This window comes from Delftia sp. WSY_10, assembly GCF_043104705.1.
GTDB lineage: Bacteria > Pseudomonadota > Gammaproteobacteria > Burkholderiales > Burkholderiaceae_C > Comamonas > Comamonas tsuruhatensis.
In genome coordinates this window covers 62331-75166 of record NZ_JBICKY010000053.1, presented here as the reverse complement: position 1 = coordinate 75166, position 12836 = coordinate 62331, and the positions used below count along the sequence as shown (strand labels likewise).

Here is a 12836-nt window from a genome sequence, read left to right as displayed (position 1 = left end):
CGCGTCTGGCCATCCGCCCTTGCCGCCCTCAACAAACCTCGCAACAATGTCACCCGGCTATCGTTGCGGAACCAGGATAGTGAATGCCCATCCGCAAAGATCAAACTTCCGGAATCTGGTGGATCGATCTACGCACGCCAAGCGGCGAAAGAGTTAGACGATCTTCTAAAACGACCGAGCGCAAGGCAGCTCAGGAGTACCACGACCGCCTGAAAGCGGAGATGTGGCGGCAGGACAAGCTGGGGGAGCAGCCGCAGCGGCTTTTCGAGGAAGCTGCCGTTCAATTCCTCCGCGCCTCTGCTGGACAGAGCGACTACGACACCAAGGTTCGGCACGTCGCGTATTGGCGCACCGTCTTCGGCGGCAAGCCCATCAGCTCTTTAACAAGCGACGTCATCCTTGACAACCTGCCCACGCACTTCGTGCGCCACGGCTCCACGGTGCAGCGGCCCACGTCGCAGAGCACCAAGAATCGGTACATCGCCACCCTTCGGACACTGCTCAACATGTGCGAGAAGATGCAGTGGCTGGCGCGCGCGCCCATTCTCAGCAACTACCGCGAGCCTGCGGTTCGAATTCGGTTCCTGACCCGCCAGCAGGCCCGCGCCTTCATCATGGCCTTGTCTCAGGACTGGATGCGGGACATCTGCCGCTTCGCCCTTGCCACTGGCATGCGAAGCGCGGAGATCCTCACGCTGACCTGGGACAAGGTGGACCTCAAGCGCTCGACGGCATGGGTCAGCGCCGATGCTGCCAAATCGGGCTCGGCGCGCGTCGTCCCGCTGAACAGCGAAGCGCTCGACGTGCTGAACGCGCGCCCCAAAGGCGTCAATGTCTTCACGCGGCCTACCGGGGCACCTGTGAAGCAGGTCGATGCGCGAATTCTTGCCCGGGCCTTCGCCGCTGCCGGTGTCGAAAATTTCCGCTTCCATGACTTGCGGCACACCTGGGCGAGCTGGCATGTCCAATCCGGCACCCCCCTGTTCGTGCTGAAGGAGCTGGGAGGCTGGAAGACGCTGGAGATGGTGAAGAAATATGCCCACCTGGCGCCGGAGCATCTGGCCCAGTACGCAAACGCGGTCATGTTTTGGTCAGAGCAGACCCCCGACGACAAGAAAAAAGCCCTTACGCTTGTGGCGTAAGGGCTTGATTTCATTGGTGTTTATTTGGTGGGTCCTGCGAGATTCGAACTCGCGACCAACGGATTAAAAGTCCGCTGCTCTACCGACTGAGCTAAAGACCCGAACCATGCTTTGCATGCATCAGATGCTGCTCAGCGAAGACATAGATTCTAGCACCAAATTTTACGCCTCAATTCTTGATGCGGCTCAGTTGATCGATGACCCAGCCTGCGGCGCACTGGCCGAAGGTGGCGGTGACGGCTACCACCGAGCCGTAGCCGTGGCAGTTGAGCGTGCCGTCGCCTTCGATGGCGCAAGAGGCATCGGGCGGGGCGACGGCCTCGCGGCTGAAGACGCAGGCGATGCCGATGCGCTTGCCTTCCTTGGGTGCGCCATGCTCGCGGCGCAGGCGGTAGCGCAGTTGGGCCAGCAAAGGGTCGTGCGTGGTGGCGCTGAGGTCTTCGATGTCCACCTTGTGCGCCAAGCGCTTGCCGCCGGCCGCTCCGACCGAAATGAAGCACTGGCGCGTGGCGCGCGCATGGGCGGCCATGGCAGTCTTAGCCTTGACCTGGTCACAGGCGTCGATGACGGCGTCCGCGTTCTGGGGCAGCAGGCGCAGCCAGTTGTCCGGATCCACGAAGTCGTCGATGCAGTGCACGCGGCAGGCCGGGTTGATCTGGGCAATGCGATCGCGCATGGCTTCGATCTTGGCCTGGCCCACGGTGGTGGAGAGCGCGTGAATCTGGCGGTTGATGTTGGACTCGGCGACATGGTCCATGTCGATGAGTGTGAGCTCGCCCACACCGCTGCGCGCCAGCGCCTCGGCGGTCCACGAACCTACGCCGCCGATGCCCACCACGACGACGTGCGCGGCGCGGATGCGCGCGGCGCCCGGCACGCCATACAGGCGCTCCAGGCCGCCGAAGCGGCGCTGCAGGTCGGCATCAGAAAAAACAGCGCCTGCTTCAGGCGCTGTCTTGTCTTCTCCCGGAAGGGATGAAGAGACCGTGTCGTTCATCACTTGAGACTGGCGAGACGGTTCTTGGCCGCGGCTGCGGCTTCGGCGTTGGGATAGGCCTTGATCAGGTCTTCCAGCGTCTTGCGCGCGCCCTTGGTGTCCTTCATCTCGATCTGGCAGTTGGCGATGGACAGCGCCGCCTCCGGCGCCCGGCCATGCATGGGGGCTGCCGCCAGCAGCGCGCGGAAGTTGGTGATCGCGTCCTTGTAGTTGCGATTGGCGTACTGCGCATTGCCCAGCCAGAAGCGGGCCGAGGGCACGTAGCCGCTCTTGGGCCACTGGTTCAGGAAGGACGAGAATGCCGTGCCGGCTTCGGCAAAGCTGCCTGCGCGGAACTGCGCCAGCGCGGCTTCGAAGTCGCGCTTCTCAGCCGGGTCGGCCGCGAATTCCTGGCCGTCCACCGTCACCGTGACCGGCTCGAACTGGCGCAGGCGCTCGTCCACGCCCTTGGCGATGTCGCGCTGGCCGCGCTGCAGCTCGGCCACATCGCGCAGCAGCTGCTCGTTCTGGCCGCGCAGCTTGGCTTGCTCGGACTTGAGCTGCTCGATCTGCGACTGCAGTTCGAGCAGGCCACGGCGCGTTTGCGCGCTTTCCTCGGTCATGCGCTGCTGCGACTGCTGCATGCTGTCGACACGCTGGCGCATTTCGAGGATGGCGCGGCGCGCCTCGTCATCGCCGAACAGCGCGGCATGGCCGCTGGCGGCGTAGCCGGCCATCAGGCCGGCAGCCAGCAGCGTGCGCAGCGCGGTGCGATGCAGGATCGGGGAGCGCTGCATGTTCATCAACGGTAGGACAGTTCAGCGCGGCGGTTTTGCGCGTAGGCGTCTTCGGAATGGCCTTCGGAGGCAGGCTTTTCCTTGCCGTAGCTCACGGCTTCCATCTGCGCGTCGCTCACGCCCAGCAGGCCCAGCGAGCGGCGCACGGCTTCAGCGCGCTTTTGGCCCAGGGCCAGGTTGTATTCGCGGCCGCCGCGCTCGTCGGTGTGGCCTTCGATCTGGACCTTGCGTGCAGAAGACGCCTTCAGGAAGCGTGCATGGGCTTCTATCTGGGGCTGGGCGTCGGCCTTGACGACGTAGCTGTCGAAGTCGAAGTAGACGATGCGGCTGACGCCCTGGGGACCTGCCTTGTCGGCAGCCGAGCCGGTCAGGTCCACGCCCGAGATGCCGCTTTGCGAGGTGCTGCCGGTGCCGGCACCGCTGCCCTGGCCCGTGCTGGAGGCGCCCGCGTCGGTGACCGGGGTTTCGTCGAGCTTGACGCCCGAGCTGCAACCTGCCATGAGTGCGGTGACTGCAAGTGCCAGGGAAAGTCGTTTGATGGTGATCATGAAAAATCTCCGTATGTCCGGATGGACTTCGTGCTGAGTTGACTTGTTGACTGAAAAGAAATCGAGGAAGCCGGGCTATCACTGGCGCTGGAACGGACCCCAGTCGGGCTCGCGGATGTCTCCGCCCTGCCCTGCCAGCCGCGCCTTGATCTTGCCGTCCAGCGTGGTGGTCATCAGGGACTCGCGGCCCTGCTGCAGCGTGGCGTAGACGATCAGGCGGCTGTTGGGAGCGAAGCTGGGGCTTTCGTCCGCCGTGGTGTCGGTGATGGCATTCACGGTGCCGGTGCCCAGGTCCATGACGTGGAGCTTGAAGCCGCCGCCCACGCGCGAGATGTACGCAAGCCACTTTCCATCGGGGCTGACACTGGGCGAGATGTTGTAGTTGCCGGTGAAGGTGACGCGCTCCGCGCTGCCGCCGGAAGCCGGCACCTTGTAGATCTGCGGGGCGCCGCCACGGTCGCTGACGAAGTAGATGGAGCGGCCGTCGCTGGAGAAGTTCGGCTCGGTGTCGATGCCGCTGCTTTGCATCAGGCGGCGGGGCTCGCCGCCCTGGGCGCTGATCAGGTACAGCTGCGAACCACCATCACGGCTGAGCGTGACGGCCAGCGAGTTGCCATCGGGAGCCCAGGCCGGCGCGCTGTTGGAGCCCCGGAAGTTGGCGACCAGGCGACGGCGGCCGCTGGCCACATCGTGCACATAGACCACGGGCTTGCGCGACTCGAAGGACACATAGGCCAGCTGGGTGCCGGTGGGCGACCAGGCGGGCGAGATGATGGGTTCCGGGCTGGACAGGGCGGACTGCGCGTTCTCGCCATCGGCATCGGCCACCCACAGGCGGTAGTTGCTGCCGGCCTTGGTCACGTAGGCGATGCGTGTGGAGAACACGCCTTTCTCGCCCGTGAGTTTCTCGTAGATGTAGTCGGAGATGCGGTGGGCCACCAGGCGCAGGTCGCCGGTGGTGACGGCAAAGCCCTGGCCGCCCAGGTCCTGGCCCTTGACCACGTCCCAGAGGCGAAACCGCACGTCGTAGCGGCCATCGGCCAGGCGCGTGATGCTGCCCACGGCCAGGGAATCTGCGCTTTTCTGGCGCCACATGGCGACATCGGGGCGCGAGGTTTCATCGAGTTGCACGCCGGCCGTGTCCACGGCGCGGAACTGACCGCTGCGCTCCAGGTCGGCCTGGATGATGGCCGAGATCTTCTGTGGCGCCTGCCCTTCTCCCTTGAATGCTGCAATGGCGATGGGCAACTGGGTCAGGCCCACGCCCGTCACTTCGACGCGGAACTGGGCCAGCGCGGGAATTGCAGGAGTGGAGGCAAGAGCGGCCAGCAGGGTTCGGCGCGAAGGGCGCGGCACGGCCGCCAGGGAGGAAGGAGAAAGGAGTCGGTCAATAGTCATTGGCATTCATCAATATCTACGGGAAGACCCCGGTACTTGCACAGGTGCGAATGTTACACACACTGGATGCGTCACGATGTAAGAACGTGCACTGTAGGGTCTGTCGGCCCAGGCTTTGTCGATCCCCGCCAGCCGCATCGGTTCCCCATGGGGCAGCCCCAGGCAAGCCCGCCGTAAAATCCGCGCTTCATGCACGCACCATCCTCACCGCCGCCGGCCCCTGCGCCGTCCGCCGCACCGGCGGCCCATGATCTCGCCAGCACCCTGACCCTGTCGCAGCGCCTGAAGCGCCTGTCCCCCTATTTTGGTGGTCAGCGCCTGGCCTGGACGATGGCCGTGGCCGCCACGCTGGTGGGTGCGGTCACCGAGCCGTTGATACCGGCATTGCTGCAGCCGCTGCTGGACAGCGGCTTCACCGACGGCACGCTGCCCCTGTGGTCGGTGCCGCTGGCTATCATCGGCGTGTTCCTGGTGCGGGGCCTGTCGCAGTTCGTGGGCCAGTACGCGCTGGCGCGCATTGCCAACGAGGGCATGCTGGCGCTGCGCAGGCGCCTGTTCGAGCGGCTGCTGGCGGCCGACATGGCCTTGTTCTCGCGCCAGTCGGCCTCATCGCTGTCCAACACCGTGGTCTATGAGGTGCAGACCGGCTCCACCCTGCTGGTGCAGGCCATGCTGGGCATCTCGCGCGATGGCTTCACCCTGGTGGCGCTGCTGGGCTACCTGCTGTATCTGAACTGGCAGCTGACGCTGGTGGTGGCCGCCGTGGTGCCGGGCGTGGCCTGGATCATGAAGACGCTGTCGCGCCGCCTGTACCGCATCACCAAGATCAGCCAGGAAGCCACGGACTCCCTGGCCTATGTGGTGGAGGAGAACGTGCTGGCCCACCGCATGGTGCGCCTGCATGGCGCGCAGCAGGGCCAGCAAAAGCGCTTTGGCGGCCTGAGCGGGCAACTGCGCAAGCTGGCCATCAAGGCCACCATCGCCTCTGCCGCGATGACGCCGCTGACCCAACTGCTGGCCGCTGCTGCCCTGTCGGCCGTGATCTGCATCGCGCTGTGGCAAAGCCGGGGCACGGGCGCCACCGCGGCCAATGTGCAGGATGTGACGGTGGGCAGTTTCGCGGCCTTCATCACGGCCATGCTGATGCTGATTGCCCCCATCCGCCGCCTGGCCGATGTGGCCAACCCCATCACGCGCGGCGTGGCGGCGCTGGAGCGGGGCCTGCATCTGCTGGAGGGCTCGGGCGACGAGACCGGCGGCACCCAGGTGCCCGGCAAGGCGCGTGGCGAGATCGAGCTGCGCGACGTGTCCGTGCAGTTTGGCGAGGACAAGGCGCCCGCCCTGAGCCATGTGGACCTGCGCGTGCGCCCGGGCGAGGTAGTGGCCCTGGTCGGCCCCTCCGGCGCGGGCAAGACCACGCTGGTGAACCTGCTGCCGCGCTTTCTGCAGCCCACGGATGGGCAGTTGCTGCTGGACGGCACCCCCCTGCCCGAATGGGATCTGGCCGCCCTGCGCCAGCAGTTCGCCATGGTCAGCCAGGATGTGGTGATGTTCAACGACACCATTGCCGCCAATGTGGCGCTGGGTGGCGTGGAAGACGAGGCACTGCTGTGGGCGGCGCTGGACGCCGCCAACCTGGGCTCGCACGTGCGCGGCCTGCCCCAGGGCCTGCAGACGGTGGTGGGCCACAACGCCAGCCAGCTGTCCGGCGGCCAGCGCCAGCGGCTGGCGATTGCGCGGGCGCTGTACAAGGATGCGCCGGTCCTGATTCTGGACGAGGCCACCTCGGCACTGGACAACGAATCCGAGCGCCTGGTGCAGGAGGCGCTGACACGGCTGATGCAGGGCCGCACGACCCTGGTCATCGCCCACCGGCTGTCCACCATCGAGCATGCCGACCGTGTGGTGGTGATGGAGCGCGGCCGCATCGCCGAGCAAGGCACGCATGCCGAACTGCTGGCGCGCGACGGGCTGTATGCCAGGTTGAGCAGGAACCACGCCACCTGAGCGGACAGGATTGGGGGCGGCCATGCCGCTTTCGCTTGCGGCTTGCAGCTGGCGGCTACCAGCTCCCGCGCGAGGGCTGGGTCTTGCGTTCGGCCTTGATGGCCTTGGTGAGTTTGTCGACCATGTATTGGCGGTCCACCTGCCTGGCGAAGTCGGCGGCGGTGAAGCCGCGCTGGTTGCGCAGGATGACGTCGGCGCCTTCGGCGATGAGCAGGTCCACCACGGCTTCGCTGCTGTACTGGGCAGCCAGCATCAGCGGCGTGGTGCCGTTGGGCGATTCGGCGTCGATGTAGGCGCTTTTGTCCAGCAGCAGCTTGATGATGTCCAGCGTTTGGGGCAGGTCGGCCGAGGTGGCGTAGTGCAGCGGTGTCCAGCCGGGGCGGTTGACATCGGCGCCCCGGCGGATGAGTTCCTTGGCCAGGTCCAGGTGACCCTTGATGCAGGCCATCATCAGCGGCGTTTCGCCCTGCTGCGAGGCTTCGTTGACCTTGATGCCGGGGGACTTGAGCAGCACGTCGAAGACGCCCAGGGAGCCCTGGTGCAGGGCCGCAACCAGGCCCGGGCGGCCGCGCGTGTCGCGCGTGTTGGGATCGAAGCCGCGAAAGATCAGGTTGACCATGGCGCGCTCGTTGTCGCTGACGATGGCACGCACGTAGTCGTCGTACTGGCTGGCGTGCGCCAGCCCGGCACCGGCTGCAGCCACGGCCGTCAGGGCGCGGCCGGCCCGGGCCAGCCAGCGGCGACGGTCCACGCGGCCGACGGCCGCAGCATTCAGTCTCATGCGACAACCCCCTTGAAAAGCTGATCGAAGTTGGCACTGGTCAGGGCGGCCACCTCCTCGACCGGAATGCCGCGCACCTGTGCAATCTGCTGGGCCACGTACGGCACATACGACGGATTGTTGGTCTTGCCGCGATAGGGAACGGGCGCCAGATAAGGGCTGTCGGTCTCGATCAGCAGGCGGTCGGCCGGCACGAAGGCGGCCACGTCGCGCAGGTGCTGGGCGTTCTTGAAGGTGACGATGCCCGACATCGAGATGTAGTAGCCCAGGTCCAGCGCCGCGCGCGCGACCTCCATGGTCTCGGTGAAGCAGTGGAAGACACCGCCGGCCTGGCCTGCCGAGCCGTCCTCGCCTTCTTCGCGCAGGATGGCCAGCGTGTCGTCCGAGGCACTGCGGGTATGGATGACCAGGGGCTTTTGCGTCTGGCGCGCCGCGCGGATGTGCACGCGAAAGCGCTCGCGCTGCCATTCCAGGTCGGCAATGGTGCGGCCGCCCTTGCGGTCTTCCATGCCGTAGTAGTCCAGGCCCGTCTCGCCGATGGCGACCACGCGCGCCAGCGCGGCGCGCTCCACCAGGTCGCCCACGCTGGGCTCGGTCATGTGTTCGGTATCGGGGTGCACGCCCACGGTGGCCCAGAAGTTGTCGTGGTCCAGCGCCAGTTGGTGCACATCGCCGAACTCCTCCATCGTGGTGCAGATGCACAGCGCGCGGGTGACACGCGCGGCCGCCATGGCCTCGCGGATCTCGGGCAGGCGGCTTTGCAGCTCGGGGAAGTTCAGATGGCAGTGGGAATCGGTAAACATGGAATCTCGTGGTTCAGAAACAGCCATGCCGACCCGGGAGCTGTCCTCCCTGTCGGCATGCATGGCAGGCAGGTGCACCTGAAACAGGTGCAGCCATCAGACCGTCTGCGTGGCCTTGTCCGAGCTCAGCGCCGCGCCCAGGATGTTCTCGATCTTGGCCTTGAGCTCGGCGGATTTCTCGTCCTTGGGAAACTGTATGCCTATGCCCTGCGTGCGGTTGCCCGAGGCGCGTGCGGGCGTGATCCACGCCACGCGACCGGCCACGGGATAGCGCTGGGGCTCGTCGGGCAGGGTCAGCAGCACGTAGACATCATCGCCAAGACGGTACTCGCGCTGCGTGGGCACGAAGACGCCCCCTTCTGCGAACATGGGAATGTAGGCGGCGTACAGCGCGGCCTTTTCCTTGATCGCCAGTTGCATCACGCTGGGACGGGGTGTGGAGGGTGCGGTGCTCATGGATGGTTTGCAGACATTGGTTCGGTGAGCGGCCGGCGCAATCGGCACCGGGCCCAGGGCCGTAGGTTAACAGGCCGGGCTTTCATGTGGCGAAAAGCGCCTGGCCATGTCCTCCCGTGCCCCGCCCTTCATGCCCGGCGCTGGCGGGCAGTCTGGCCGGACATGAGCACGCGCCGCGCCTCTGCGGCCAGGGCTTCTGCCATGAGGCCTGCGTTGAAGGGATGGTCGGCCGTGCGCGCGGCCTGGGCCAGGGTTCGCGACCATTCGGCCAGCAGGCCCATGTCCAGCGGCCGCGAAGGCAGGTCGGCCGGTGTGAAGTAGCGCGGCGCGGCGCCTGCGGCCAGCGCCATCAGGTCGTGGCAGATCTTTTGCAAGGCCTCCACGGCATGGGGCGGCGCGTAGGCGGCCAGGGCCGCCACATCGCCCTTGGCCAGCGCACGCGGCAGCTGTGACCACGACGCCATGTCGCTGCCGCCACCGCTTTGCGCCAATGCCAGTGCATCGCCGGGCCGCCCGCCTGCTGCGCGCAGCGCCACGGCGGCCGCTTCAGGGGGCACGCCCTGCGTGTCCAGCCAGGAAAGGGCCTCTTGCTGATCCGGCCAGGCCATGGTGTGGATCAGGCAGCGGCTGCGAATGGTGGGCAGCAGCTGGTGCGATGCCTCGCTGGCGAGCACGAAACGCGCATCGCCGGGCGGCTCCTCCAGCGTCTTGAGCAGCGCATTGGCCGTGATGGCATTCATCTGCTCGGCCGGATAGACCAGCACGGCCTTGCCGCGCCCGCGCGCACTGGTGCGCTGGCAGAACTCCACGGCGTCGCGCATGGCCTCGACACGGATTTCCTTGCTGGGCTTGCGCTTCTTGTCGTCGATGTCGGCCTGGGCCTTCTCGGGCAGGGGCCAGCCCAGCGCCATCATCTGCACCTCGGGCATGAGCACGCACAGGTCGGCATGGGAGCGCACGTCGATGGCATGGCAGCTGCCGCAGTGGCCGCAGGCGCCCTGGGGCGACGGCGACTCGCACAGCCAGGCACGCACCAGTGACAGCGACAGCGCGTACTGCCCCAGGCCCGAAGGCCCCTGCAGCAGCCAGGCATGGCCGCGCTGTGCGAGCAGGCGTGTGCGCTGTTCGGCAATCCAGGAGGTGTCGGTCTCGGCCGGCTGTGGCAGGGCTTCGTTCATGCCGCACCTCCCTGGCCGCCGACCATGATGGCCAGCCAGCCCCGGCGCACCATGACCTGCGTGATCTGCTGCCAGACCGCATGCCGGCTGGCGTTGGAGTCGATGCGGGCAAAGCGCTGGGGCGCTGCTGCAGCGCGCGACGCATAGCCCTGGGCCACGCGGGCGAAGAAGCTGCCGGGTTCGGACTCAAAGCGGTCCGGCACGCGGGCCGAGGCCAGGCGCTCGGCGGCCACCTCGGCGGGCAGGTCGAACCAGAGCGTCAGGTGGGGCTCGCGCAGCAGATCGGGCTGGGGGGCGGTGCCCGTCTGCACCATGCGCTCCAGCGTGGCCAGCGGCTGCAGGTCGAAGCCACGGCCTGCGCCCTGGTAGGCAAAGGTGGCATCAGTGAAGCGGTCGCAGAGCACGACCTCGCCGCGCGCCAACGCGGGCTCGATCACCTGCACCAGGTGGTCGCGTCGCGCGGCAAAGGCGATCAGCGCCTCGGTCAGCGGGTCCATGGCGTCGTGCAGCATCAGCGCGCGCAGCTTTTCGGCCAGCGGCGTGCCGCCGGGCTCGCGCGTGAGCGTCACCGTGCGGCCCTGGTCACGGAAAGCCTGGGCCAGCGACGCGATGTGCGAGGACTTGCCGGCGCCATCGATGCCTTCGAAGCTGATGAACAGGCCGGCGGGGGTTGCATTGGTCATATGGAAAGAGAGGATACGCAAGCGCCGCGGGAACCGCAGCAGCCCTGGGGAATATCTCAGGGCTTTTGCTCAGGGCTTTTGCTGGCCGCGCTGGTAGCGGTTGACGGCGCGGTTGTGCTCGTCCAGCGAGGCACTGAAATGGCTGGTGCCGTCTCCGCGCGCCACGAAATACAGCGCCTTGGTCTGGCTGGGCTGCACGGCGGCCATGAGGGCGGCCTTGCCGGGCATGGCGATGGGCGTGGGCGGCAGGCCCGCGCGGGTGTAGGTGTTCCAGGGCGTGTCGGTCTGCAGGTCGCGGCGGCGCAGGTTGCCGTCGAATTTCTCGCCCAGGCCGTAGATCACGGTGGGATCGGTCTGCAGCAGCATGCCGATGCGCAGGCGGTTGGTGAACACGCCTGCGATCTGGGCACGGTCGGCCGCGCGGCCGGTTTCCTTCTCGACGATGCTGGCCAGGGTCAGGGCCTCGTCGGGGCTCTTGAGTGGCGTGTCGGCCGAGCGCAGCGCCCAGACATCGGCCAGGCGCCGGTCCATGGCATGCAGGGCCCGGCGCAGCACGGCCAGGTCGGAGCTGCCCTTGGCATAGGTATAGGTATCGGGGAAGAAGCGGCCCTCCGGCGCCACCCCGGGACGGCCCAGGGCCTGCATCAGGGCCGCATCGTCCATGCCCGCGCTTTCCTGGCGCAGGAATTCCTCGCGGGCCAGGGCGGCGCGCACCTGGCGCCAGTTCCAGCCCTCGACCAGGGTCAGCGCCTTGAGCGATTCCTCGCCACGCGCGAGCTTTTGCAGCAGCACATAGGGGGTCAGGCCCGTGGTCAGTTCATAGTTGCCGGCCTTGATCTGCCGGTCCTGGCCCGAGACGCGGAACCAGGCGTACAGCAGCCGCGCATCGGTCTGCACCCCGGCCTTGACCACTTCGCGGGCGACGCCGCGCGGCGTGGTGCCGGGTTCGACCTCCAGCTCCAGCGTGGGCTGGGACAGCGGCAGGGGCTGATTCAGCCACCACCAGCCGGCACCGGCCAGCACGGCTGCCAGCACCAGCAGCATCATCAAAGCGCGAAAGATAAAGCGCACAACCTCGGTCCAAGCAAGCAATAGAGCGGCTGATCATAATTCAGCCATGACCCAGCCTTTACTGAACGGCATCGCCCCCGTTTCCCATCTCGGCGTGATACGCGCCCTCGGCGAAGACGCCGCCCCATTCCTGCATGGCCAGCTGACCAACGACTTCGCGCTGCTCGATCTGCAGCATGCGCGTCTGGCGGCGTTCTGCACGGCCAAGGGCCGCATGCTGGCCAGCTTCATCGGCTTCAAGCGCAGCAAGGACGAGATCCTGCTGCTGTGCGACCGCAGCCTGCTGGCACCCACGCTCAAGCGCCTGTCCATGTTCGTGCTGCGCGCCAAGTGCAAGCTCAGCGATGCCACGGCCGACTTCACCCTGCTTGGCCTGGCTGGCGATGCCGCCGTGCATGCCCTGGGCGCGGCCGCCGCACCCTGGACCAAGACGGACGACGGGGCAGCCAGCCTGATCGCCCTGCACCCGGCCGCCGGCCAGCCGCGCGCCCTGCGCGTGGCCCCTGTCGGTGCGCCCCTGCCCGAAGGCCCCGCACTCAGTGAGGCCGATTGGCTCTGGAGCGAAGTCGCCAGCGGCATCGCCACGCTGTCGGCACCCGTGGTCGATGCCTTCGTGCCGCAGATGCTCAACTACGAATCGGTGGAAGGCGTGAACTTCAAGAAGGGCTGCTACCCGGGCCAGGAGGTGGTGGCCCGCAGCCAGTTCCGGGGCACGCTCAAGCGCCGCGCCTACATCGCCCATGCCCAGCAGCCGCTGGCAGCCGGCATGGAAGTCTTCACGCCCGAGGATCTGGAGCAGGCCACCGGCACCGTGGTCCAGGCCGCCCCGGCGCCCGGCGGGGGCTGGGACGCCATTGTCTCCATGCAGATCAGCTCGGCTGAGCAGCGCCTGCTGGCCCACGCCGCCCTGGGCGAGGGCCAGCGCGCCGATGCCGCGCAGGCCGTGGCGCTGCAGCTCAAGCCCCTGCCCTACGCGCTGCGCGAGGACATTTGAGA

13 protein-coding genes and 1 tRNA gene are annotated in these 12836 nt (G+C 67.2%); 3 read left to right on the top strand and 11 right to left on the bottom strand.

All coding sequences use genetic code 11. The features are described from left to right. Positions 1–83: 83 nt before the first annotated feature. Entirely contained in the window at positions 84–1142 is a 1059-nt protein-coding gene (locus ACF8ML_RS21505; protein WP_392407905.1) for a tyrosine-type recombinase/integrase, read from the top strand. Between the two features lie 25 nt (positions 1143–1167). Here ACF8ML_RS21505 and ACF8ML_RS21500 read toward each other — a convergent pair. The 5 genes from ACF8ML_RS21500 to tolB form a co-directional block, all read right to left on the bottom strand. Beyond that, a tRNA-Lys gene (locus ACF8ML_RS21500) sits at positions 1168–1243 on the bottom strand. Between the two features lie 68 nt (positions 1244–1311). Further along, on the bottom strand, positions 1312–2139 hold the full coding sequence (locus ACF8ML_RS21495; protein WP_392407904.1) for a ThiF family adenylyltransferase: 828 nt from the start codon (positions 2137–2139) through the stop codon (positions 1312–1314). Further along, positions 2139–2921, bottom strand: coding sequence for a tol-pal system protein YbgF (gene ybgF / locus ACF8ML_RS21490; RefSeq protein ID WP_047218276.1), 783 nt, complete (start codon positions 2919–2921; stop codon positions 2139–2141). Before ybgF ends, ACF8ML_RS21495 begins: the two co-directional genes overlap by 1 nt. Further along, positions 2921–3463, bottom strand: a complete 543-nt coding sequence (gene pal, locus ACF8ML_RS21485; RefSeq protein WP_016446824.1) for a peptidoglycan-associated lipoprotein Pal — start codon at positions 3461–3463, stop codon at positions 2921–2923. Before pal ends, ybgF begins: the two co-directional genes overlap by 1 nt. 78 nt (positions 3464–3541) lie before the next feature. Continuing rightward, entirely contained in the window at positions 3542–4861 is a 1320-nt protein-coding gene (gene tolB, locus ACF8ML_RS21480) for a Tol-Pal system beta propeller repeat protein TolB (protein ID WP_016446823.1), read from the bottom strand. Positions 4862–5050: 189 nt separating this feature from the next. Between tolB and msbA the strand changes: the two genes are divergently transcribed. After that, positions 5051–6868, top strand: a complete 1818-nt coding sequence (msbA, locus tag ACF8ML_RS21475) for a lipid A export permease/ATP-binding protein MsbA (protein WP_154834477.1) — start codon at positions 5051–5053, stop codon at positions 6866–6868. Positions 6869–6923: 55 nt separating this feature from the next. On the opposite strand, the gene ACF8ML_RS21470 is transcribed toward msbA, so the two are convergent. The 6 genes from ACF8ML_RS21470 to mltG all read right to left on the bottom strand — a co-directional run bounded on the left by ACF8ML_RS21470 (position 6924) and on the right by mltG (position 11840). Beyond that, the gene (locus ACF8ML_RS21470; RefSeq protein ID WP_016446821.1) at positions 6924–7649 is read right to left on the bottom strand and encodes an ankyrin repeat domain-containing protein; all 726 of its coding nucleotides are present in this window, start codon (positions 7647–7649) and stop codon (positions 6924–6926) included. Beyond that, positions 7646–8452, bottom strand: a complete 807-nt coding sequence (locus ACF8ML_RS21465) for a TatD family hydrolase (protein WP_016446820.1) — start codon at positions 8450–8452, stop codon at positions 7646–7648. The genes ACF8ML_RS21470 and ACF8ML_RS21465 overlap by 4 nt, the downstream gene beginning before the upstream one ends. Before the next feature lie 96 nt (positions 8453–8548). Beyond that, complete coding sequence (locus tag ACF8ML_RS21460) at positions 8549–8908, bottom strand: PilZ domain-containing protein (protein WP_016446819.1); 360 nt, start codon at positions 8906–8908, stop codon at positions 8549–8551. A gap of 128 nt (positions 8909–9036) precedes the next feature. Continuing rightward, positions 9037–10086, bottom strand: coding sequence for a DNA polymerase III subunit delta' (locus ACF8ML_RS21455; RefSeq protein WP_392407902.1), 1050 nt, complete (start codon positions 10084–10086; stop codon positions 9037–9039). Then, the gene (gene tmk, locus ACF8ML_RS21450) at positions 10083–10769 is read right to left on the bottom strand and encodes a dTMP kinase (protein WP_016446817.1); all 687 of its coding nucleotides are present in this window, start codon (positions 10767–10769) and stop codon (positions 10083–10085) included. Before tmk ends, ACF8ML_RS21455 begins: the two co-directional genes overlap by 4 nt. Before the next feature lie 69 nt (positions 10770–10838). Beyond that, positions 10839–11840: an endolytic transglycosylase MltG gene (mltG, locus tag ACF8ML_RS21445; RefSeq protein WP_016446816.1), complete on the bottom strand. Its 1002-nt coding sequence runs from the start codon at positions 11838–11840 to the stop codon at positions 10839–10841. Positions 11841–11886: 46 nt separating this feature from the next. On the opposite strand from mltG, the gene ACF8ML_RS21440 reads away from it, so the two are divergent. Next, positions 11887–12834, top strand: a complete 948-nt coding sequence (locus ACF8ML_RS21440; protein ID WP_392407901.1) for a YgfZ/GcvT domain-containing protein — start codon at positions 11887–11889, stop codon at positions 12832–12834. The last annotated feature ends 2 nt before the right edge of the window (positions 12835–12836 follow it).